The following is a 23,869-nucleotide window of genomic DNA, read 5'->3' as shown; positions in this document are numbered from 1 at the left end:
CGCCGAGTTCGGTACAGGCGTCAATCATGGACTAAAAGTCAGCTGGCACGACCTTGGCAAAACTAAAAACAATGCAAAACCGATGCGGCTATTAACTTTTAGCACCCTATTTCCGAACGCACAGCGACCAGGCCACGGTATTTTCGTCGAGACACGTTTGCGTCATTTGTTAGCGAGCGGTCAGGTGACATCGCGGGTGGTCGCGCCGGTACCGTGGTTTCCTGCTACCCATCCTGTGTTTGGTCAGTATGCGAGTTTTGCCAAAGTACCTGAGCATGAGGTGCGCTTTGACATCCAGGTTGACCATCCGCGTTATTTCTTGCCACCCAAAGTCGGTATGCATATCGCGCCGCATATGCTGGCAATGGCTGCCAGGCCTTGCATCGGCCGCATGATGGACGAGGGATATGACTTTGATCTGATCGATGCGCATTATTTTTATCCCGATGGTGTTGCCGCGACCAAATTGGGAAAATATTTCAATAAACCGGTCGTGATTACGGCTCGGGGTTCGGACATTACCTTGTTGCCCTCGTATCCTCGTCCCAGGAAATTAATCCTTGAGGCTGCCGCCAATGCCAGCGGTGTGATCACTGTCTGCAACGCCTTGAAAGATGAGCTGGTGCGCTTGGGGGTGAATCAGGATCACATTGTTTCTCTGCGCAACGGCGTTGATTTGCAATTGTTTCGTCCGGTTGACAGAGAGAGTGCTCGCAAGGAGCTGGGTTTAAGTACCTTCACCCTGCTCACGGTCGGCCATCTGGTGCCGGTCAAGGGACATGAGCTGATTATCCGGTCCTTGCCCTTGTTACCGGAAATGAGATTGCTGATTGCCGGGAGTGGCATCTTAAAACAGTCGTTAGAGAACCTGGCGAAAGAGCTCAGGGTCAGCGATCGCGTTAATTTTTTAGGTGCTCTGCGGCAAGATGAATTAAGAACGTATTACGGTGCTGCCGATGCTATGATTCTCGCTTCTGAGCGCGAGGGTTGGGCGAATGTTTTGCTGGAATCCATGGCATGCGGTACGCCTGTCGTAGCCAGTACCGTATGGGGTACGCCGGAGGTCGTGGCGTCGCCGGATGCCGGTGTGCTGATGGCGGAACGGACGCCTGCCAGCCTGGTGCAGGCGGTGCGGCACCTACAGGAGCATTATCCCGAGAGGTCGGCGACGCGTCATTATGCGGAACAGTTCAGTTGGGATGCGACCACGCAAGGACAGCTCGCGCTGTTTGAGAAAATTCTGAACAACAAGCGTCAGAAGCCGTCGTAATTGCTGTCAGTCGAATGACTGATATTGAATATACTGGACTGAGTATATTTTCAATGCCTGCATAAACAGTGCGGCATTGGCATAATTTATAAAAAATAAGGGGGAGTATATGTGTTGTCTGATCATTGCTTCCCACCCTGCCTGATAGTGAACTGACGATTACAGGCCATCTGAGTGAGGATATATTGTGGAAAGCGCCCTGTGGAGTATCAACCTGTTAGCCCTGGTGTATTTGTGTTTCTGGGCGATTCGTCAGGATAACGCTGAGCAAGAGGCGCAGGCAGAACAAGCCAAAGCCCGGGTCTTGCGTAAGGAGGAATATCAGGTGCAACATCAGGTACAACATCAAGCAGAACATAGCGTTGAATAGAGAGCTGCATGCGTGATATTTTTTTATTGGCGATCTTGCCGCTCCTGGTGTACTCCATCTTCAGGCGTCCGTTTATCGGCCTTGGTTTGTGGATCTGGACTGCCTTATTCAATCCGAATGGCTGGGTCTATGGCATGGCCACTACGATCCGCTACAACTTATTGTTTGCGGCGCTCACGATCGGTGTTTTTTTCCTTTCAAAAAACAAACCCAAAGTCAAACTTACCGGCGTTGCCGGCCTGGTACTGTTATTTTTTATCTGGACGACGCTGAGCAGTATTTTTTGTGTCGGTATTGCCGAGGTGACCTGGGATTTTTGGGGGCGACTCGCCAAGGTTCTGGCACTTTTTCTATTCGTACTCCTCATCATGGAAAAGAAATTGCATATTGATTTTTTCCTATGGTGCATGATTTTTTCCGTCGGTTTTTATGCCGGTGTCGAAGGCTTGAAATATGTCGCCAGCGGTGGTGCACATAACATCGAAGGGATGGCAGGTCACGTCCTGGGGGATCGCAATGAACTGTCACTGGCGATGGCGATGTTATTGCCTATCTGTTTTTATTTATTGGGTGAGTATGGGAAAAAATCCTGGGTGCTCAAATTCGGTTTGCTGGGATTGATTGTACTGGTGGTCACAGCGATTATCGGTACCAGTTCACGCGGCGGCATGATTGCTCTGGCATCAGTTGGCGGCTACCTGTTCATCAAGAGTAAAAGAAAGCTGCTATTCGCTTTCCTGTTCGTTTGTATCGGCAGTGCGATGATAGGCTTGATTCCGGCAGAGTGGTTTTCGCGCATGGATACGATCAGCAATGCCAGTCAGGACGGTTCGTTCATGGGGCGGGTAATTGCATGGAAATTATCGTTCATTCTGGCTGCCAAAAATCCGTTGTTTGGCGGTGGTTTCAAAGCCCTGGAGAATGGTCAGATCTGGTATGCCTTGTCTCAGGATTTTGATCTGTATTCGTTCTTCTACACAGGTTCTGCGGTACCAAACCCGTTCCTGTCGCGGGCTGCTCACAGTATCTATTTTCAGGTGCTCGGCGATCACGGTTTTGGCGGACTGATTATTTTTGTTTCTATTCTTGGCCTGTCTTTCCTGAATGCGGGCCGCGTCGCCAAAAAGACGCGTGCAGCCAACGGGCCGGAATGGTTATTCAGTCTGGCGACGATGTTACGGCTGTCGATATTTGCGTATGCCATCGGTGGCGCCGCGTTGAGCTTTGCCTATTTCGACATGATTTATGCGCTTTTTGCGATTGTGATTGTGCTTGAACATAAAATCTTGCCAGACATCATCAAGGCCGACCAGCAGCGTGAGCAGGACGCTGCACAGACAGCAGAAATACCGCCAATTGCCGTGTCCGTTGCATCGTGAGCATATGAATTTTCGTGCATTTATTGTAACATTGCGGTTTCATATCATTTTGCAAATAAATTGCTTGCTAAAGGTGTGAATCGCATCACTTTTCGCCAACCTACTTCCATGCTTGACTAGCGGGGCTGCAATACATGACTGTGCATACAAAGAACGGCCTCCTGACCTCTGCGTTTATCCGCATCATGGGCAACAGTATTGCGCGTCTGAGCAAACAAAAGCGCGTCTGCATCATTACGTATCACCGGATTCTCGAACATGCCGATCCTTTGCTGGACAACGAGCCGGATGTCGCTACTTTTTATTGGCAGATGAAAGTTCTGGCAGAGCACTTCAATGTGCTGCCGCTGCACGAGGCAGTCCTTGCCATGAAAGAAGATCGCCTGCCGCCACGCGCCGTTTGCATTAGCTTTGATGATGGTTACCGGTCTACACATGATCTGGCTTTGCCCATCTTAAAAGAATTCAATTTGCCCGCCACCGTATTTGTCACCACAGCCTATCTTGGCGAAGGCAATATGTGGAATGACAGGATCATCGAAGCGATCCGTCGTGTACCCGATGGCGCGCTCGATCTGCAGGAAATCGGTATGGGCGTCCATACATTGCATAGCCTGGCTGACCGTCGTCAGCTGATCAAAAAAATTAACGACGGTTCAAAATACCTGTCGTCGGATGATCGTTTAAACGTCATCCTGAAACTGGAAAAACTCACAGGTGACAAATCCAGCGCTGGCTTGATGCTGACGCGTGACATGCTGGTCAATCTCACCAAGGCTGGTATTGAGATCGGCGGTCATACGATTACTCATCCTATCCTGACCAAACTCGACGATGATGTCGCCCGCCATGAAATTGTTGGCAGCAAAAAAGTGCTGGAAGAAATCATCGGCAAGCCCTTGCGTTTATTCGCTTATCCGAATGGCAAAGTGGGTAAAGATTTTGATGCACGACATCTGGCGATGGCGAAGGATGCTGGCTACGTCGCCGCATTCACGACCGCAATTGGAGCGGCATCGAAGAATGATGATTTCTATCAAATTCCACGCAGTCGTCCATGGGATGTGACGCCGTTCCTGTTCCAGTTGCGCTTGCTGCGCTGGCTTGCTGGTCTTGGTTCTTACGGTGACCGGAATATTCACGATATAAAAAAACGTGCCTTGCTGATTGCCTTCCATTTTCCACCGCAATCGGCGAGTAGCGGCATACAACGTACCTTGAGTTTTACGAGAAATTTGCCAGAATGCGGATGGGAGCCGATGGTGTTATCGGCGCATCCTATGGCGTATGAGCAAAAAAATTCTTCGCAGCTGAATCAATTGCCGCCGACTACCATCATCAAACGTTCGTATGCTCTCGATGCCAAACGTCATCTCGGTATTGCAGGACGCTATCCTGAAATGATCGCTTTGCCTGATCGCTGGATTTCCTGGTTGTTTTCGGCGGTGCCTGTCGGCTTGTATCTGATCCGCCGCTACCAGCCTAAAGTGATCTGGTCGACCTTTCCTATTTCAACTGCGCATCTGATTGGCCTGTGTTTGCAGCGCCTGACAGGTTTGCCTTGGGTGGCCGACTTCCGCGATCCCATGCTGCAATCCGAATATCCCAAGAGTAAATTACAAAGAAAAATTTACGCTTGGATAGAGCGCCAGACGATGCAGCACTGCACCAGGGTGATGTTTACCACGCAAAGTGCATCGAACTCGTATAAAAAACGGTTTCCCGACGTCCCGCAAGAAAAATTCATGGTCATCGAGAATGGCTATGACGAAGATGGTTTTGCTGCAGCAGAAGCTGCCGCAAAACACCAGCCTGCAAACGTAGAACGGTCAAAAATCACGCTTCTACATAGCGGAGTGCTGTACACAGAGGGACGGGATCCAAGCGCTTTTTTTGCGGCAATTGCAAATCTGAAGGCCAAGGGTTTGCTGAACCAACACAATTTTGAAGTGATTCTGCGCGCACCTGGTGATGATGCACACTTCGAAGCGATGATACAGCAGCATGATCTGACTGGCATGGTGCGTGTCGCCAATCCGGTTCCCTATCGCGAAGCATTGGCGGAAATGCTGGAAGTCGACGGTTTATTGCTGTTCCAGGGAACACCTTTTAATCGCCAGATTCCTGCAAAAATTTATGAATACTTTCGTGCCAGAAAACCGATTTTTGGCTTGCTCGATCTTGCCGGCGACACAGCGAGTGTCTTGAATGCCGCCGGATTTCATGATCTGGCGGCGATGAATTCTGCTGATGCGATCACGGAGGCTTTGTTACGTTTCGTTGAAAAAATTGATGCAGGGCAGGCTCATGTTGCCAGTGATGCTGTTGTCTACGCGTCTTCACGTAAACACCGTGCACGTCAGCTCTCTCAATTATTTGAAGACGCCAGTGAAAGCACTGCTGACTCCGTCTTGATGATGTCGCATCACCATTAAGCGATGAAATCCATCCTGACCATCATCATGAAGAGCGCACACCATGAGTAATGAATTACGCTCGAAGACCATCCGGGCGATGGGGCATCTCGGTCTCGGTAGCGCGATGGGTAAAGTGATTTCGCTTGGTACGACCCTGATCCTCGCGCGTATTTTGAGCCCTGCGGATTACGGCCTGATCGCGATTGCGATGATTGTCATCGGGTTTATCGGTTTCTTCAATGAAGTCGGTATTGGCTCGGCTATTGTCCAAAAAACGGAACTCACCACGACCGAGGTGAATGGCTGTTTTGTGATTGCCTTGATGGTCAGCAGTGTGCTGGTGTGCCTGACGGTAGCATCAAGTGGTTTGATTGCAGATTTTTATGAACATCCCCAATTAAAAAAAATGATTTCGGTACTGGCGAGCGGCTTTATCTTTGGCGCTTTCAGTACGGTACCCATGGCGTTCTTGCGTAAGGAAATGCAGTTTAAAGCGATTGCCGGTGTGAATATTCTGGCGACGCTGATACAGAGTATCGTCAGTCTGATACTGGCGTTGCTAGGTTATGGAGTCTGGTCTCTGGTCTGGGGTTTTGTGACGGCCAGCATCGTCACTAGTACCGGATTCTTTTTGCTCTCTTCTTGGCGTCCGCGCGGTGCTTATGGCATACGTGAGGCCAGCAACCTGGTGATCTATGGATTGCATGTGACGAGTACGCGGATTTTTTGGTATCTCTACACCAATGCAGATAAGGCCATTGTAGGAAAAATGCTTGGAGCGAAATCTCTGGGGATATATGACATGGCATTTTCATTAGCGACTTTACCCAGCGCCCAAATCACGACCTTAGTGATCAATGTCGCTTCTCCTTTATTTTCCAAGCTACAAAAAAATCTTGCCGAGTTATCGTCGGTCATGCTGCAACTCACGCGTGGCGTGGCCTATGTCACCTATCCCGTACTGATCGGGATGCTGGTATGTGGACATGAATTGATTATGGTGTTGCTTGGTCCAGACTGGATTGACGTACTGATACCATTTCGCGCACTCTGCTTGATGGGACTGATTAAATCGGTTGATCCCTTATTGTCTCAAGTGCTAACCAGTACTGGCAATGCAAAAAAACTGTCGGCCTATACCGCGATGTGCAGTGTCGTCATGTTACTCGGGGTTGTCGTTGGTGCCATGGTAGACGGTCTGCGAGGCGTATCTATCGTCTGGGTGCTGATCTATCCTTTATTGTCGGTCAAATTATTGCGTGATGTCAGTCAAGTGATTGGCATGCCTATGCTGATCTACTATCGCACTCTATGGCCAGTCTTGTCAGGCACCGTCGCGATGGGAGCTGTTGTCCTGGCCGTGCGCGAGCTTGCGATCTCTTCTATTCCTTCGGTGCATGCCTTGCTTGCCCTGGAGATTGTCAGCGGCGTTATTAGTTACTTTTTCTGGATAGTCTATTTAGATAAAAAGGGGCTGGCTCAGATTCGTCAGACCTTAATTGATCTAGGTATATCCGAAACACGTCTCAACCGCTGGCCATTTATTCGTCATACAGAACCTACATAACATCATGTCACACTACAAATCAGATCAGCCAGCAGTCGTTCTCGGTGGCGGCGTCAATGCATTAGGGATAGTGCGCAGCCTGGGCGGTGCGGGTGTCGCTGTAGTGGTTATGGACAATGATATGAAGTCTCCGGCAATGCTGTCGCGCTACGGTAAAAAAATGCGTGTACCGACACTGGAGGGGCAGGCCTTAGTCGATCACTTATTGAACTTCGCCAAGGGCTACGCGGTACCGCTGATGTTGTTCGCCACCGAGGAAAAAACGGTCAGGACGATATCCGAATACCGCGATCAGTTGAGTGCTGCTTTCCATCTGCGTTTGCCGCAACATGAACGCCTGATGGCACTCATGCACAAACAAGGATTTCAAGAGTTGGCTGAGGCGAATCATGCGCCTATTCCTAGGACCATTAGGCTGCAGGGTATGGATGATCTTACCCAGGCAGAGCAATTGAAATTCCCTTGCGTGTTAAAACCCAGTGAAAAAAATTATGCCTACGGTGCGCGGTTTAAAAAAGCCTACAAAGTACTTTCTGCTGAAGAATTGCGAACGATGTATGCAGAGATTCACCCCGTACTTGCCGATATGGTGGTGCAGGAGTGGATTGAGGGGAAGGATTCGGAGATCTATTTTTGTCTGCAATATCTGGGCAAGCAGGGCGAACTGGTCGCTTCATTCACTGGCAGAAAAATTCGCTCATGGCCAATCCGTATTGGTGGCACTGCAAGCTGTACATCCGCATGGGAATACGATCAGGAACTGACGCAAAAGACCAAGGTATTTTTCGATCAGGTCGGATTCACCGGTATGGGCAGTATGGAATATAAGCGCGATGAACGTGACGGTCAGTTTTACATGATCGAGCCCACCGTAGCTCGTACAGATTTTCAAGAAGAGGTCGCGACAATCAATGGTGTCAATGTGCCGCTTGCTGCGTATCTGTATGAGAACGGTTTGACATCGCAAGCGGCGAAGCGGCCAGATCAGGCGATGGTATGGCGTGATCCTCAGTCAGATCGCTGGGCGTTTGAAGAAGGTGGAAAAGTCGTTGATGAGAGCTCGTGCTCATTGCCTGTCGCCGATGCGTATTGGCGCTGGAATGATCCCATGCCCTGGGTGTATTTTATGTGGGACAGAGTAGCTCAGCGATTTTCGTGAAAAGTAATGTTTGCAGTACAGAAATTAATCAATAACAGTAATCCATATGTGAACAAGACAGCGATTAATCGCGCTGCCGGGCACAAGAATCAGGAACAAGATAATGAATCACATGAAGCAATTGGTGAAAGATAAGTTGGGGCTGAGCGTTTTCCCTACGCAATCTATAGAGACCCATTTAAAAGCGGCGGCAGACTGGATACTTCAGGCGCAGTTGGGTACAGCGGACGACGGCGTCGCGCATAGTTACGATATCCGTGTGAAGAAATGGCTCGCGTCTTATCCGGAAACAACTGGTTACGTTATTCCTACGCTTTATGATTATGCAAAGCACTACAATGCACCTCAATACGCAGAAGCCGCCCGTAAGATGACTGTATGGGAGTGCGATATCCAGCTTCCGGATGGTGGTGTTCGCGCCGGGACGATGGATGCGGAGATTGTTGCACCGACTATTTTTAATACCGGACAAGCACTGTTCGGCTGGGCCAAAGCATATCTGGAAACGGGTGATGACCGTTTCCGCATTGCACTGGCAAGAGCGTCAGACTGGCTGGTCGCTGCACAAGATGAAGACGGTGCATGGCGCCGGTTTCCGTCTCCTTTTACGACGTCTAAGCTTAATAGCTACAACACACGCTCAGCCTTCGGTCTGGTTCGTGCTTACGAAGCCATAGGGAATGCACGTTATCTGGAGGCGGCAATTGCCAATGTCGAGTGGACACTGGCGCGGGCGCATGCGAACGACTGGTTGCCCGATAACTGTTTATCCGATAATCAGGACTTGACTGCGTTAACTCATACTATTGCCTATTCGATTCGCGGTATTTTAGAAGTGGGCGTCGCTGCCGGACGACAAGACTATATCGAGCGTGCAGTACGCATGGCGAAAGCGGTCGCAGCGCAACAGCGGGATGATGGTGCATTGAATGCCTTTTACACGCCGGAATGGAAAACTGCGGTGAGCTGGAGTTGTGTCACCGGGAATTCACAGATGGCGATCAACTGGTTGCGTCTGGCGCAGCTGACAGGTGAGACCGCCTTGGTTGAGCATGCAAAAAAAGCCAATCGCTTCAATATGAGTATTCAAGACCTAACAACCGGTGACTTGCATGTGCGCGGCGCGATGAAAGGTTCACACCCGATTAACGGTGGCTATATGACGTATCGTTATCCGAACTGGGCAACGAAATTTTTTATGGATGGATTGATGTTAGAACAGTTGTTTAACAAAGTGAACAATATCGGATAAGTCCAACTCTTCGCGACCTTTGACGATACCCGACGGTACTGGGTATTGTTGACGCGATCGATTTACCAGTTTTTTTAAATTTATTGCTATCAGCTTATGTTGAATGTGTTTTTTACTGTTGACGTAGAAATCTGGTGTGGAGGATGGAAAAACCTCGACGCCCGGTTTCCGCAGGCTTTTCAGCAATATGTGTATGGTCGTACGCCGCGAGGTGAATACGGTTTACGCTACCAGTTAAAAGAACTGCGCGATCACGGTTTATATGGCGTTTTCTTTATTGAACCTTTGTTTGCTACTCGTTTTGGTATCGAGCCTTTAGCAGAAATTATTGGCCTAGTGCAGGAATATGGCCAAGAAGTTCAGTTGCACATGCATCCTGAATGGGTGGACGAGGCACGTGAACCCTTGCTCAAAAACAGTGAGCATAAACGGCAATTCATGCGCCAGTTTTCGTTGGAAGAACAAACTATCCTGATTGCCAAGGGCGTGGAATTGATTGAAGAGGCGAACGGTGGCCGCGTCAATGCATTCCGTGCGGGGAGTTTTGGATTCAACCGTGATACCTTGCACGCATTGTCGGCGAATCATATCCCCTTCGATAGCAGCTACAACGCCAGCATGATGGGGCTAGAGAGTGGCGTGTTACCCGGGCAGGTACTGCATGACCCTGTGCTCTGCGACGGAGTCGTGGAGTATCCGATGACGATTTTTGACGACGGCACGGGAAAACACCGGCATGCCCAGCTCGGAGCCTGTTCGAATCTGGAGCTGGAAGGCTTGATGCAACAGGCTTTAAAAAACCTGCGCCAGTCCTTTGTAATTCTTTCGCACAATTTTGAACTGATGAATGCACAACGCAATAACGGTGACCTCATCATGATCAAGCGTTTCCGGCGTTTTTGTGAATTTATGGCGAACCATAAAACTGACTTCCAGATGCTTGGATTTCAGCAACTGTCGATGGATACCTTGCCTGGTCAATCCACGGTACTTACTTCACCTCTGTGGAAAACTGCACACAGAACAGTCGAGCAAGTTTTGCGTCGCAGATATTGAGTCATTGGATAGGCCGATATAAAAAACTGCAATCTCAAAACTCACTCCCGAAACCTCTTGCTAAAGAAGAGCAGAGGATACTAAGAGAATAACTCTATCGTGTTTATATATAAGAACCCGCAAGCTGGATGCGCCTCCTGGCACAGAATGCCTCTGGAGGCCGCATCCAGCCTGCGGTTTCAATATGAATGCTAGCAAGCAGTTTTCTGGTTTGCGTAAAACCTAATTGAGATAAGGCTGTAGTCATGAACGATCAGCATGTTGATTATCTGGATGGCTGGCGAGGCTTGGCAATCCTGTTTTTATTGATAGGCCATTTTTTTCCGGTACCGGGGATTAACTTTGGACGGGTAGGTGTCGATTTTTTCTTTGTGTTATCCGGCTTTCTAATGTGCCGGCTTCTTTTCATCAAAGAAGTTCCGATTGCAACATTTTATCAACGTCGAATATCGCGGATATTTCCTGCTTTTTTCAGCTTTGTGAATGTAGTGCTGATCTATTTTTTGCTCACGGGTAAATTGATTGATTGGACGGAGACCGGTGTGGCGAGTCTGTTCCTGAATAATTATTTCCCGGGGAAAGTCGGGCACGCAGTCATGCCTTTCGGCCATATCTGGTCTTTGTCGGTAGAGGAACATACCTACATTTTTCTGACTTTGGTTGCTGTTGTCGTTAGAAAACAGTATCTCACTGCCCGGTTGGCACTTGCCATCGCGGTGGCAGTTTCAATTGCTCTTGGCCTCAGTTATTGGATGTCATTTCCGGCGCAAAAATTGGAATTTGAGTTGTGGGCACACTCGGAGATTTCTGCTTATGGCATCCTATTTTCAGGCTTACTTTTGTTATGTCTACAAAAGGTAAAAATCCCGATTTTGCCTGCTCTTGTCTATCCGGTTTTGATTGTGTTTGGCTGGACGTGTTACTGGTGGTCTATGCCTATTCCGCTGCGAGGTTTTGTCGGAGTCGGATTGTTTGCAGTTGTTCTTAATATTCTCAGCACTGCGCCACCTTTAGTAAAACGTTGCCTCTCATGGTGGCCTTTAAAGAAATTAGGGCTTTGGTCTTTTTCTATTTATCTTTGGCAGCAGGTTTTTTACTTGGCGCATCACAGGGAAGGATTGCCAGCCACCATCGCGCTTGTTTTAGCTATTGTTTGCGGGATTGCTTCTTATTACATGATTGAGAATCCGGCACGTCATTGGCTGAACCAGAGATGGGCGAATCCTGCGCCCCTACATGGATGGAACAAAGTCGTTTCGAATGACGTGAAATGAGATCAGATGAGATCGTTAGCGGTAACGCTGGAGTAATCACAATGCTTGTTCAAAATAAAAAAATAAAAAAATTTATCGCGATCTTCGCCCATAACGAATCGTTGAATATTATTGCCAGCTTGCAAAGCGTAAAAAATGCGATTGCTGACGGAGATCAGTGCCTTGTATTAAACAATGGGAGCAGCGATAACACAGGGGAACTAGTGGAGAAATTCGCTCAAGAGAATACCTTCTGTAGCATAAAAAATATTCAGATCGGGGATAAGTCGAATGCCTGGAATGTGTTCATTCATGATCTCGAGATACACGCAGAACATTACTATTTTTTGGACGGTGATTGCAAGGTCTTACCAGATGCGCTGACTGCGCTGGAACGGGCATTGCACCAACATCCAGAAGCGCATGCAGTCGCTGCCTTACCCGCTGACGGCATTGGAGACAAAGACAAGGACCAGTTATTACGTGAAGGCGGCCTTTGCGGGAATCTTTATGCCTTGTCAGGCAGGTTTGTCGATCAGTTGCGTTCGTCTAACGTGCGACTGCCAGTGGGCTTGATCGGTGATGATTCTTTGATTGGCGCGCTGGCGTATTGGGATTTAAATCCCCAGCAAAGCTGGGATATGCGCAGAATTTTTATTTGTGAACAGGCACGATTTAGCTATGATCCGCTGTCAATTTTTTCCTTTCACGATCTGCGCTTGTATTACCGCCGGAAAATTCGTTACAGCCTTAGGCATTTTCAAAACAAGATGATCAAGTCGCCTCTGAAGACGAGCGGACTTGCGGGTCTTCCTGGTCACGTCAATCAACTGTACAAAGAACAAGCTGGCGAATTGACCTTGGCCTGGCGAGGAGTCGATACCTGGTTTGATAGGCTTGCGCTGCAACGTATTAAGCAAGTAGCGGACAAAGAGATCGTTGATCCGTGAGGGTAGTAAATGCGCTATGCACCGATGCGGTTCTGGAAGAGTTACATCAATAAAAAAGCTTGCCATCAGCAAGCTTTTTTATTGACTGAGTAGAGTTTTAAATCAGGTGATTATCTGGTGATCACTTCGTCACTTTACGACGACGCATACCCAACGCGGCCAGTCCAAGACCCAGCAAGGCGATTGATGTCGGCTCTGGTACATTGGTGCCTGGAGGATTGCCCGGAGGGTTTCCACCTGGCAGGCTTGATGAGCCAGCATCGAGAACCAAGTTATCAAACTGGTGGTAAGGAAATCCTTGACCCCAGGTGACTGAATCAAGGTTTGTAAATCCGCTGAATAAGAATGTGTTGAAGCTCAGGTTCGTCGTCAGCTGGAACGATTGCGTAATGGTACCGCCGCCATGTACGTTCCCAGTAAAGGTAATGTCTTTACCGGTTTCAAACGTGTAGTAATCGTTTAGCGATGCGAGATCAATAGAGTCCAGCTCGAATACGCTGCCATCCACTTTGCTCAGTGTCGTAACACCGTTACCCAGTCCATCATTAAACAGGCTTGTTGAGCCGTAGTACCAGGTCATGATGTGACCGTTGTATAAAAAATTTACATCGCCAGTACGGGCGGAGCCGAAGCCAGCATTTGAAGTAAATAAAAAGCCATTTTCGGTGTAATTGACCGGGCTGACGAAACCTGTGCCGCTAGTTGTCAGAGGATCGAAACCAATGGTTGTTGCGCTAGCGCACACAGACAGTGGCGCCAATACGGCGAGCAGGGCTAACTGGCTTAAATGCTTTTTCATGATTTTCCTTTACAATAACTTTAATGCGAAAAGAGCAAGAATTGAGCCTGATTTCTCAAGTCATTGAAATTAAAGGATTTTTAAGAAAATGATGCTCTATTCGTTACGTGCTTGTAAAAAAAATCGACGCTTATTTCCTCTTTAGTTCCTTTGCAGCCAATGTTTCTGCCTGAATAAAAACTAAAGGATATGTGTGGCTGCAAGCAACTTTTTCCGTTTGGATCCTAATTTGATTTTCTAGGAAATTGTCTTCCCTGAGCTGTGTACCAAACGTATCTTCCGCTATCCGGTGAGTACGTTGTTCCAGCAGGTGTCCCAATATAACGTCTCCCAGGCTTTGCTTGAAATGTCCGGCTTCCCAATACCATCTGGTGATGCTCTGGGTGTCGCCTTTCGCCGGAATCACTTCACATTGCGCTGCGCCGTAACCGCTGAAATCCCATAATTTTAGCTGGGCGTTTGGATATGCCTTATTCGCTGCGTTGACTTCCGTGAGCAGGATTTTTTTCCAGGCTTCAAATGCGGGCCATAAGCCGACTTGATCAAATAAAGCCAGAATCTGCGCATGATAGGGATAGATGATGATATGGGCTTCCGAGCTATCGGCGGCAATCATTGCCAGCGTTGCGCGCAAGCCGTCCAGCTCAGGCGAGCTATCGGTTTGCGGGTAGCGCAGATCATGCGGTTTGTGGCTAAACGTTTTTGCGTATTCCAAAGCCCGTTGCTGGAAAATAGCGTAATAGCCTTCTTCCCGTGCAAATTTTTCATACTCATGCAAAGGATTGAGTCCGCGAGAACTGATCGTTTCTGCCTCAGTATTTTTTTGAATCCGTATCGTTTTGATGGCGTCGCTCACTGAGGTCAATGAGAACAATGCATCGAATTGCCATTTAATCCCGGTAACATCATGGGGATTATCAATAACCTTTGATGCTGGCGTGGACGGTAGCGGTGGCTTCGATGCATCAACCAGATAATCTAAAAAGTCGACCCCAAGAATAATAAATTCTGGTTTTTGACCAATGCTGCGTAGATAGGCGAGATCGCGCTTGGTCGTTCCCATTTTGGTACCAGATAAGGCCATGTTGTAGCCGGACAAACCCGCCTTGGCAAATCCTTCGTAATCTGGATTCAAGCCATATTCAGCTCGCGAGTTGCCAAAAATGAGTGCGGTCGCTTTAAGCTGCCGGGCATTGCTCAGTTTGATTTCTTCCTGATAGCGATCTGGTTGCGGTTTGATCTGATTGATTCCGGCAATCTCTACGACGCGATAGAGTCGGTAGGGATCAATCACTATAACAATCGCTATCGCTGCAAAAACACCGGAGACTACGACGATCAGGATCAGACGAAGAAAACGGACAAAGGCTTGTTGTGTCTGCATGTCGTTTCCTTAAAACTGAAAATAGAGAAATTCAGCTGGGCGATTAATCAGCAGCAGACTTGCCATCAGGATCAGACCTATCCATATTGCCCATACCAGGCTTGGCTGCCAGGTCAGGTAGTGCGTAACAAACGAGCTGCGGGTTTGTCCTGATTGATGATCCAGAGCAGGATTAAATTTGTCCATAATTTCCTGCGTATTGGGCAGAAGAAAAGCGATGGCAGCGGCGACCAGGACCCAGGTGTAGGTTTGGACAAATCGTGTACCGCCGCCCAGGTAGAAAGTGACGCCAACGTGTTCTAGTATTGCTTTGAGCCCGCCGAGATGGGTTCCGATATTTTCGGGAATACCGATACCGTTCATATTCAGCATGCCCTGAATAATTGCACTGGCTCTGCTGAAATCCGATGCACGGAAGAATACCCAGGCAAAGCATACCGCCGCAAAAGTCAGGCAGATACTGCATAGCCGCCACAACCGCGAACTCACTGGTAATCGTAGGCGATGGGCTAGCCCTGCCCAGGCATGATTCACCATCAGATAGGCGCCATGCAAACTACCCCAGATCACAAAATTCCAGCCTGCGCCATGCCACAAACCACCGAGCACCATTGTAGTCATCAGGTTCGCATAGCGACGTACTTGCCCTTTTTGATTGCCACCCAGTGCGATGTATAAGTAGTCGCGTAAAAAACGGGACAAGGTCATATGCCAGCGCCGCCAGAAGTCGATGATGCTCACTGCTTTATATGGTGAATTAAAGTTCAGCGGTAAGCGGATACCAAACAAACGGGATAAGCCTATCGCCATATCGGAGTAGCCAGAAAAATCAAAATACAACTGAAACGTGTAGGCAAGCACGCCACCCCAGGCGACCAATAAAGATGGACTATCCGTCTGATCAAAAAAGAATGTCGCGTGGGCCGCCAGACTGTCCGCAATCAAGACTTTTTTTGCCAGGCCCATCGCAAAAATAGCAATGCCAACGGCAATATTTTCAGGCAAGCAGCGGTAGGTTTTGGTATCGCCAAATTGCGGCATCATCTCTTTGTGATGCAATACCGGTCCGGCAATCAGATGCGGGAAATAGGTAACAAAAAGCAGATAGTGTATGAAGCGATACTCTTTGACTTTGCCCTGATAAGTGTCGACGAGAAATGCGATCTGAGTAAAAGTAAAAAAAGAAATACCGATAGGAAGGATGACGTGTAATACGGGAAAATTACTTCCGGCTAAGGCATTGATGCTGGTGATATAGAAGTCCGCGTATTTGAAGTAGGCGAGTAAGACCAGATTCAGCGCAATTGCGCCAACTAGCCAGGGTTTTGCCTTGCTGCGTTCCGTGTGACCAATACGCCAGCCCATCCAATAATTGAATGCGATAGATGACAGCAACAGAGGCAGGTAGCGATAGTCCCACCAGCCATAAAAGAACAGCGATGCCAGTGCCAGCCAGCCAGCCGCTAGCTGATGACTGCGTTTTGCCAGGGCAAAAAATACGACTGCCGTGATTGGCAAAAATAGCAGTAAAAAACTAAAAGAATTAAATAACATGGTCTACAATATTTTCATCCAAATTCTGCAAGCAAGGAAACGTATCACCCAATGTTGATGCGTCTTTCCAAGGCATATACGTCCGAAAGCCGCATGGATAATGCGGATTCGGTTACTGGTAAGCCCAAAAACATGACTAGAACATAGGTCATAGGCCATAGTGGCGTCCCGATACCTCAATCGAACCGTTCCGTCATTCTGCACAAACAGACTCACAAGGCTTAACCTTGATGCTGTTTTGATGCTGATGATTTACTGAACATAGCAGCCAGGTATCCCCACACATGGTCGAAGCACCGTGCAAACCACGTCTTTTTATGTTCAGTCATTGCACCAATCAAATAAGTGAACAAGGCAATCAACACAGATACGCTGAGTATATCGATGATGCTGTTGGTGTCATGCCGATAGAAACGCAGCCACATTGAAATCACCAGCATGTGAGCGAGATATAGCGTGAAGGTATAGGACGAAATCGTTTTTATACCGCGCGTAAATTTTTCCAGAAGCGTAAACCTGGCATAGCGGGCGCACCAAAAATTGCTTAATACGATGAGGCAGACCACGTAGTCCGCCAGATAGCGGCTGGCACTCCCGAGTATTAATGAGGTAAATGGCCAGATCGCTTCACCCCATGCAGTCAGATTTTTATCTGCATCAAAGTATTCAAAAATGCCAAATACCAGAATGCTGATACCCCATCCTATTCTTGCTGTGGTGACACGCAGTGGAAATTTATTTTGTTGATGGTATAGAAAAACCCCGCTCATCCAGACCGGTAGTAATAACCATAGTTTATGTCCCAATACCAGGAAAACGAGCATGCTGAAAAGTACTCGTTTATAAGATGAAAAATAATACAGCGTCGCAAAAAAGATGTAATACCAGACTTCATAACTCAGTGACCAATACGGAATAAGCCAAGGTGGTACTTCGGACAAATTCCATAATTCACCCAGAAAAAGCAGATGAAACGGGATATACACATAGGCTTTAGAAACTTCATAATAGGCTTTTGACGCGCCACTGAAATAGGTATTGCACAGATAATTCAAAAAAAATGCCGCCAATAACAGCGGCAAAGCGACGGAGTAGATACGGGCGCAGCGCGCAACCACGTATTCCCGCAAATTTTGCTGTTTTACCTCGGTGGTAAAGGCAATCACATAACCGGATAAGACGAAAAAAATAATCACCGCCTCGCGACCAAATTCAGGAATGTACTTGCCAAGCTCGCGGCTGACAATTTGCTGTCCGTTGAAATGATCGAGCACGACAAACACCGATGCTAGAAATCGGACGATGTCGAGATAGAGTGAATACTGTTTATTCATAATTGCGATTCGTCATGAGGTATATCGACGAAATGGCTCACCTGTCTTAGTTTTTCCGCTTATGTGAATCTAAGAAAATTTGTAAAACTTGATGGAAGTGCGAGGGCAGCTATTTGATACCTGTTCAATACTGATTCAGTGCTAATTCAACACTCATTCAACGTACATCTGCTCCAGATCTGTTGGCCTTGCTCACGCCAGTTCGATAGATCAGGCTTAGATTTTCTTTGCCTTGATCAGGGCTGGATAGATCGTCTGGTATCTGGCCACGCTGACTTTCCAGTTTCTTTCTGTCTCTACAAATTCTCTCGCCGCCTTGCGTAATCCAGACCAGCGTTCTGATTTTTCAATCAGATCTACTACTTTCTCTGCCAGATCTTGTGGATTATCCGCCTGGAATAGCACGCCAGTCACACCGTCTTTGATCAGTTCCAGATGCCCGCCTACGTCAGAGGCTGCCAGCAGGCGGCCTTGTGCCATGGCTTCAAGCGGCTTTAAGGGCGTGACTAACTCAGTAAGGCGCATGCGTAGGCGTGGATAGACCAAGACGTCGACCAGGTTGTAATAGCGCTGTACCTGATCATGCGGCACACGTCCGGTGAAAATGATATGGCTGGCGATATTCAATTGATTTGCCAGTGCTCGTAGTGCGGCTTCTTGTTGTCCGCCACCGACGAGCAGAATACGGATATCCGGATTTTTTTTCAGCATTAGCGGCAGGGCTTCAAGCAATATCAGTAAGCCTTCGTATGCGTAGAATGAACCGATAAAACCCAGCGTTACTTTTCCATCGAGCCCCAGCTCTTTGGACAGTTTCAAGTCCGCAGTCTCTCCCACACGGAAATTCTCGATGTTGACCGCATTAGGGATCACAGTCACTTTTGACGCCGGTATACCGCGCTGTACGATATCGCTGCGTAGACCTTCGCAGATCGTTGTGACAGCATCGACCTTACGAATTGCATAGGTTTCCATTGCTCGTGTGAGCCTGTATCGCAGACCCCATTCTGTGCTGGTGCCGTGATCGACTGCCGCATCTTCCCAAAAGGCCCGGATTTCATAAACAACAGGGATACCTAATGCACGTCCCACCCTGAGAGCGGCGATCGCATTCAGTGCGGGGGAGTGAGCATGTAGGACATCGGGCTTGATTTGTTTCGCGACTTCCAGCAAACGTTTTGCAAGACTGTTAATCACTGCTAACTGGTTCAGTACCGGTAGTTTGGCGAGCATCCCGGCACTACGCTGCGTACGGAAAAAATGCCAGCCATCAACGTCTTCCTCAGGCTTCGTATAATTCGTCTGTTTCGGGCTGGTCAGGTGAAACGTTTCCCATCCCAAGGCACGCTGCTCTTTCAGAATAGAGATCGTTCTGAAGGTGTAGCCGCTGTGTAGCGGTATCGAATGGTCGAGGATATGCAGGATACGCATGAGTGTTGTCAGTCCTGGTGATTCAGTGAATGTAATTGCGGATTAAGCAAATCACGGATGTTGGCACGGGTATTGGCATCGTCTGGCAAGACGTTTTTCAGAAAGGCCGCAAACATTAGCAGCGTCCATAGCGGTGCCGTGTAATCACGTACGCCGGACTGATGCTGCTCTACCATATCGGTCAGGAAGCTCATATTGAAGATGCCAGTATCTGCCATCATAGGACCGAGCACTGCATCCCGTGTACTCTGTTTAAGTGGCCCGCGTAACCAGCTTGCCAGCGGAATCGAGAAACCCATTTTGGGACGATATAAAATATCATTTGGCAGATACGGCTCAAGCGCTTTCTTGAAAATATATTTTCCCTCGCCCTGATGCAATTTGATTGACGATGGCAATCCCGAGATCCATTCCACTAGCTTGTGGTCTAGCAAAGGCACACGTACTTCCAGTGAGTGCGCCATGCTGGCACGATCGACTTTTGTCAGGATGTCACCAGGCAAATAGGTTTTAAAATCCAGATATTGAATCAGCGATAGCGGATCATCTGTCGGTGATTTGGCGGCATGAGCGCGCATGACCTCTATTGCCTGATAGCCTTGTAAGTCCTTGCGGAAGTGCGGGCTGAATAACTGGTCCCGTACCCGGTCCGGCATGATGGACACGCCGTGAAAATAGCCTTCGACAAGATCACGTGCCAGGGCTTCAAAGGTTGTCTTTGCGCGAAAGACACGCGGTGCCCAATCTGCTTTGGGATACAGTTTTCCAAGCATACCAAAGACCGGCTGACGAAATGAGAGCGGCAGCAGCGAGCGGACTTTTTGTTCTGCCATCGCATACCGGTAGCGACGATAACCGGCAAAATTTTCATCTCCGCCATCGCCTGACAAAGCCACGGTGACACGCTTTCTGGCGAGCTGGCAGACGCGATAGGTCGGAATTGCTGAGCTATCTGCATAAGGTTCGTCGTACAGTGCGGCCAGTGTGTCGATCAGACCATAATCGTTTGTATCAACGGTCTCGGTGTGATGACGGGTCTGATACCGTTGAGCGACTTGATTGGCAAACGTAGATTCGTCGTAACTCGGATCATTAAAAGCGATGGAGCACGTGTTGACCATATCTTTATTTTGCTCAGCCATCATCGCAACCACGGCGCTCGAATCGACTCCGCCTGATAGAAACGCTCCCAGTGGCACTTCGGCTTCCATCTGGCTTTGAACTGATTCACGCAAGCGGTCTACGAGTTCGTTTGTTGCTTCCTGCTCGGTCAGTGGCGCCAGTGGCGTGAATGGCAGATCCCAAAAACGTCGTTGATGAATCTGATTGTCACCTGCTTTGAGTGTGATGGTATGACCAGGACTGAGTTTGAACGCATCATGAAAAATGGTTTTTGGTTCTGGAATATAACCATAAGCAAAAAAGTCTTCAACTGCCTGAGGATTCAGTTTGCGCGATAGCGCAGGGAAGGTCATCAGTGATTTCAGTTCAGAGCCAAAGACAAAATGACCATCTGGCAGCAATGCGTAGAACATCGGTTTTACGCCTATATGATCGCGGCCCAGAAATAAGGTTTTCTGATTTCTGTCCCAGAGGCCGAATGCGAACATGCCACGAAAACGGGATACACAGCTTTCACCCCATTGTTCCCACGCGTGAACAATGACCTCGGTATCGCAGCGTGTGCGGAACACATGCCCAAGCTGAGTCAGCTCGGTCATTAATTCTCTGTAGTTATAGATCTCACCGTTGAATACGACGACGACGCTATGATCTTCGTTAAACAGCGGTTGCAAGCCGGATGCCAGATCGATCACGGACAGGCGGCGGTGGCCGAAACCGACGCCTGGCTCACGATGCAGGGATCCTTCGTCAGGTCCTCGATGCAATTGACTCTCGTTCATGCGTGCTAGTACTTGCGCGTCGATGTCGCGCGTACCCAGCGTATCAATAATGCCTACGATTCCACACATGGCTTACTACTTTCCTTGAATTTGTTTTTGCATAAGGCATCGTATAAATCCGCATACGAGTTCACCATTGCAGTGACGCTGAATTTTTGTCTGATGTATTGGCTTGCTGCCATGCCATGCTGCTTAAGCAAGACTGGTTGCTGGCAGTAGCCGGCGAACGCCTTACTGAAAGCCGCATCATCACCCGCAGCGACCATTGCGCCATGCATACCATCTTGTATGACTTCAGGGATACCACCTACCCTTGAGGCGACGACCGCTAGTCCCGAGGACATTGCTTCAAGCAAGGTGACTGGCGTGCCTTCTGCCAGTGATGGCAAGGTGAACAGGCTAAAGCCGCGCATGATGCTGGCAATATCCGAGCGTGCACCTGGCAGCCAGACCACATCGCTGATACCCGCATCAGCGACTTGCTGCCGGAGGGCGGGAAGCAAAGGTCCATCACCGATGATGCTCAGCCGTAATTTGTCCTGATACTCAGGTAAAGCATGACGTAACAGAATAAAAGCGCGTATTAAGCCGGATTGATTTTTAATATCTTGTGCTCTGCCGACGGTACCGATGACGAAACAATCAGCAGGCCATGGTGTGGTGGCGGTGATGTCGTTATCGGGAGAAAAACGCTGCGTATCGACACCGTTATGTATTAGCAGATTTTTTTCGTCTGGTACTCGAATGATTTGTTGAAGCCAGTGATATAAATCCTGCGATACGGTGACATATTGATCAATAAACGGTGTCATCCAGCGACGCAGCAGATTATGTTTGCGGTTGAGTCCTGAGGGATCATTGATATCGCGCCCGTGTTCCGCATGAATACGCACAGGAACGCCAGCCAGGCTAGCGGTGAAGGCATATTCATTAGCGGACAAGTTATACGTATGCAAAATCGCCGGACGCAGCTTACGCAGCAATTTCCAGAGCGTCATATGGGTGCCCAAACCTAATCCGGCTGGCTTATTTAAATCAAAAATTTGTACGTCTTTACGGGTGATTTTTTCTGAAAATACGCTGTGATTTGTCAGGCAAACGACGGCATGTCTGTATTTTTTTGCTGGCATGTGGTTAATGCAATCAACCAACAAGGTTTCCAGTCCCCCGAAATCAAGCCGGTAGATTAGGTGTACCACCAATGGAATTGTGTCCTCAGCCATTACTTTTTATTCGCTTGCAGTGTTTTTGTAATCGAGCTCAGATGCGCCTGCATAAATTGCTGCATGGCTTTACGTGCCTCATCAGGTTTTTCTGCATAAGGTGCATAGATCAGTATGGATGCCGCGTCGTCACCTTGTAAGAAGAATTTCGCTTTGGTCTGTAATACTTTGCCAACATATTTATTGGCAGTGAATTGACCATCTATCCAATACCAGTCCCAGACAAGCAGCGACTCTGTCGACCCTTTGATATAGGTTTCACGCACTGTCAGACTTTGTCCATCCAGATTTACGGTACGGGTTTCGCTATGGGTCCTGAGCCAGTTACGGTCATGATCCTGTACCATTTCATTGAGTGTGCTGATGACAGCTGAGTCACGATTCTGGTTCCGGTAATAGTTGATCAGCACGCCGACTGTCTGGGTGCCATCCAGATAAGATTTATCGAGCACAGCGCTGCCAGGTAAAAAGCTGGGGCGCCACGTTGTGAGAGGCGATGATTCTTTCCATGACACTGACAGATCATCAATATGAATCGCAGTTTGATTTAGATTGAGTTGCGAGACATAGGCTGCATAAGCTGGCCATAGGGCGAGGCATGAGATAGCGACGAGTGACGCGGAAGCAAGTCGACTTGTTGAGGCAGGTGAATGGCTGGTCAGTGCCGCGGGAATATCGTCGGCCGTATCTTGGTCGTCGCGCCAGAAACTGCCTAGCCAGAACATAAAGAACATGACGATACCGAAGAAGATCCAGCCATAAATCAAATGATCGACACCGACAGCGAGTTTCATGCCGCTTAGATGTCCCAGCATGACGATCATGTAAGCGCGTAAGCCATTGGCGATGATAGGCACAATGATAGAGGCCAGAATGAACCAGACGCGTCGCCAGGTTGAATGGTAAGTCAGATACGCATATAAACATCCTAGGGTAATCGAGGAGATTAAATACCTGACGCCACTACATGCTTCGACAACAGACCAGTTACCGGAAGGGATGGAAAAACTGCTACCGTCACGTAGCACAGGGATGCCGGTAAATTGCAGCGCAATTACGGTAAAGTCCGCAGTAAAATCAATGAGCGGAGCGATAAATATTTCGCCAAACGGGACTGCCAGCAGCAGGAAAAATAGCGGGAAAGCGAGTGCCCATGCGATTTGCCAGCCGAGTACGACGATCACAATCGCTGGGATCATCGCTACAAACATATATTGTCTTACGACCTGTACATCACCTAATTCCGCAAGCAACCAGCCAAATCCACATGCTGCCAGTGCTAATAAGCCTGGCCAATACGGTTGCGGCGTCATGCGCTGAATGACTGCTTTACGCTTCCAGATAAGCCAGAGGCTGATAGGCAAAATGATATAGCCATGCGCGAAGGTTTCTGACTGGTTCCATACAGAGACGATCGATTGTGCGGTGCTGAAATAAATGAGGAATGGCGCTAGCAATACAACTAGTATCGCTAGCAAGGCCGGATAGGGCAAAGGTGGTGTTGATGTAGCAGTCAAGGATAATCCTTTGCCGTGAAGAATAGAATAGTTTAATTATATTGCATTTT

Annotated in this window: 18 protein-coding genes; 10 read left to right on the top strand and 8 right to left on the bottom strand. The window is 48.4% G+C overall.

What is annotated here, in order from left to right:
* Positions 1-82 precede the first annotated feature (82 nt).
* The 10 genes from ACO0K3_RS10545 to ACO0K3_RS10500 all read left to right on the top strand — a co-directional run bounded on the left by ACO0K3_RS10545 (position 83) and on the right by ACO0K3_RS10500 (position 12,673).
* The gene (locus ACO0K3_RS10545; protein ID WP_422984372.1) at positions 83-1,270 is read left to right on the top strand and encodes a glycosyltransferase family 4 protein; all 1,188 of its coding nucleotides are present in this window, start codon (positions 83-85) and stop codon (positions 1,268-1,270) included.
* A 187-nt stretch (positions 1,271-1,457) separates the two neighbouring features.
* Positions 1,458-1,640, top strand: a complete 183-nt coding sequence (locus tag ACO0K3_RS10540) for a hypothetical protein (RefSeq protein WP_422984370.1) — start codon at positions 1,458-1,460, stop codon at positions 1,638-1,640.
* An 8-nt stretch (positions 1,641-1,648) separates the two neighbouring features.
* Positions 1,649-3,019: a putative O-glycosylation ligase, exosortase A system-associated gene (locus ACO0K3_RS10535; RefSeq protein ID WP_422984368.1), complete on the top strand. Its 1,371-nt coding sequence runs from the start codon at positions 1,649-1,651 to the stop codon at positions 3,017-3,019.
* A 134-nt stretch (positions 3,020-3,153) separates the two neighbouring features.
* Entirely contained in the window at positions 3,154-5,454 is a 2,301-nt protein-coding gene (locus ACO0K3_RS10530; protein ID WP_422984366.1) for a polysaccharide deacetylase family protein, read from the top strand.
* A gap of 43 nt (positions 5,455-5,497) precedes the next feature.
* Entirely contained in the window at positions 5,498-7,003 is a 1,506-nt protein-coding gene (locus ACO0K3_RS10525) for a lipopolysaccharide biosynthesis protein (protein ID WP_422984364.1), read from the top strand.
* Positions 7,004-7,007: 4 nt separating this feature from the next.
* Positions 7,008-8,162 (top strand): hypothetical protein, encoded by a 1,155-nt coding sequence (locus ACO0K3_RS10520; RefSeq protein WP_422984362.1) that lies wholly within the window; start codon positions 7,008-7,010, stop codon positions 8,160-8,162.
* A gap of 103 nt (positions 8,163-8,265) precedes the next feature.
* Complete coding sequence (locus ACO0K3_RS10515) at positions 8,266-9,414, top strand: hypothetical protein (RefSeq protein WP_422984360.1); 1,149 nt, start codon at positions 8,266-8,268, stop codon at positions 9,412-9,414.
* Positions 9,415-9,510: 96 nt separating this feature from the next.
* Complete coding sequence (locus tag ACO0K3_RS10510; RefSeq protein ID WP_422984358.1) at positions 9,511-10,470, top strand: polysaccharide deacetylase family protein; 960 nt, start codon at positions 9,511-9,513, stop codon at positions 10,468-10,470.
* Between the two features lie 245 nt (positions 10,471-10,715).
* A complete protein-coding gene (locus ACO0K3_RS10505) occupies positions 10,716-11,744 on the top strand; it encodes an acyltransferase family protein (protein ID WP_422984356.1) in 1,029 nt (342 codons plus the stop codon).
* Between the two features lie 41 nt (positions 11,745-11,785).
* A complete protein-coding gene (locus tag ACO0K3_RS10500; protein ID WP_422984354.1) occupies positions 11,786-12,673 on the top strand; it encodes a glycosyltransferase family 2 protein in 888 nt (295 codons plus the stop codon).
* A 121-nt stretch (positions 12,674-12,794) separates the two neighbouring features.
* Here ACO0K3_RS10500 and ACO0K3_RS10495 read toward each other — a convergent pair whose 3' ends face one another.
* From ACO0K3_RS10495 to xrtA, 8 genes are all read right to left on the bottom strand, one after another.
* Positions 12,795-13,472, bottom strand: coding sequence for a PEP-CTERM sorting domain-containing protein (locus ACO0K3_RS10495; protein ID WP_422984352.1), 678 nt, complete (start codon positions 13,470-13,472; stop codon positions 12,795-12,797).
* 130 nt (positions 13,473-13,602) lie between these two features.
* Positions 13,603-14,856 (bottom strand): hypothetical protein, encoded by a 1,254-nt coding sequence (locus tag ACO0K3_RS10490; RefSeq protein ID WP_422984350.1) that lies wholly within the window; start codon positions 14,854-14,856, stop codon positions 13,603-13,605.
* Positions 14,857-14,865: 9 nt separating this feature from the next.
* A complete protein-coding gene (locus ACO0K3_RS10485) occupies positions 14,866-16,410 on the bottom strand; it encodes an MBOAT family O-acyltransferase (RefSeq protein ID WP_422984348.1) in 1,545 nt (514 codons plus the stop codon).
* A gap of 221 nt (positions 16,411-16,631) precedes the next feature.
* The gene (locus ACO0K3_RS10480) at positions 16,632-17,744 is read right to left on the bottom strand and encodes an acyltransferase family protein (RefSeq protein WP_422984346.1); all 1,113 of its coding nucleotides are present in this window, start codon (positions 17,742-17,744) and stop codon (positions 16,632-16,634) included.
* A 216-nt stretch (positions 17,745-17,960) separates the two neighbouring features.
* Entirely contained in the window at positions 17,961-19,175 is a 1,215-nt protein-coding gene (locus tag ACO0K3_RS10475; RefSeq protein ID WP_422984344.1) for a TIGR04063 family PEP-CTERM/XrtA system glycosyltransferase, read from the bottom strand.
* Positions 19,176-19,183: 8 nt separating this feature from the next.
* Positions 19,184-21,148 carry an XrtA/PEP-CTERM system amidotransferase gene (locus ACO0K3_RS10470; RefSeq protein WP_422984342.1) on the bottom strand — a complete coding sequence of 655 codons (1,965 nt, stop codon included), beginning with the start codon at positions 21,146-21,148 and terminating at the stop codon, positions 19,184-19,186.
* Positions 21,133-22,302: a TIGR03088 family PEP-CTERM/XrtA system glycosyltransferase gene (locus ACO0K3_RS10465; RefSeq protein ID WP_422984340.1), complete on the bottom strand. Its 1,170-nt coding sequence runs from the start codon at positions 22,300-22,302 to the stop codon at positions 21,133-21,135. The genes ACO0K3_RS10470 and ACO0K3_RS10465 overlap by 16 nt, the downstream gene beginning before the upstream one ends.
* Entirely contained in the window at positions 22,302-23,819 is a 1,518-nt protein-coding gene (xrtA, locus tag ACO0K3_RS10460) for an exosortase A (protein WP_422984338.1), read from the bottom strand. The genes ACO0K3_RS10465 and xrtA overlap by 1 nt, the downstream gene beginning before the upstream one ends.
* Positions 23,820-23,869: the final 50 nt, after the last annotated feature.

It is taken from the genome of Undibacterium sp. Rencai35W (genome assembly GCF_049340185.1).
Lineage (GTDB): Bacteria > Pseudomonadota > Gammaproteobacteria > Burkholderiales > Burkholderiaceae_D > Undibacterium.
The sequence above is the reverse complement of the archived record's forward strand: the minus strand, read 5'-3'. Positions and strand labels throughout refer to the sequence as shown.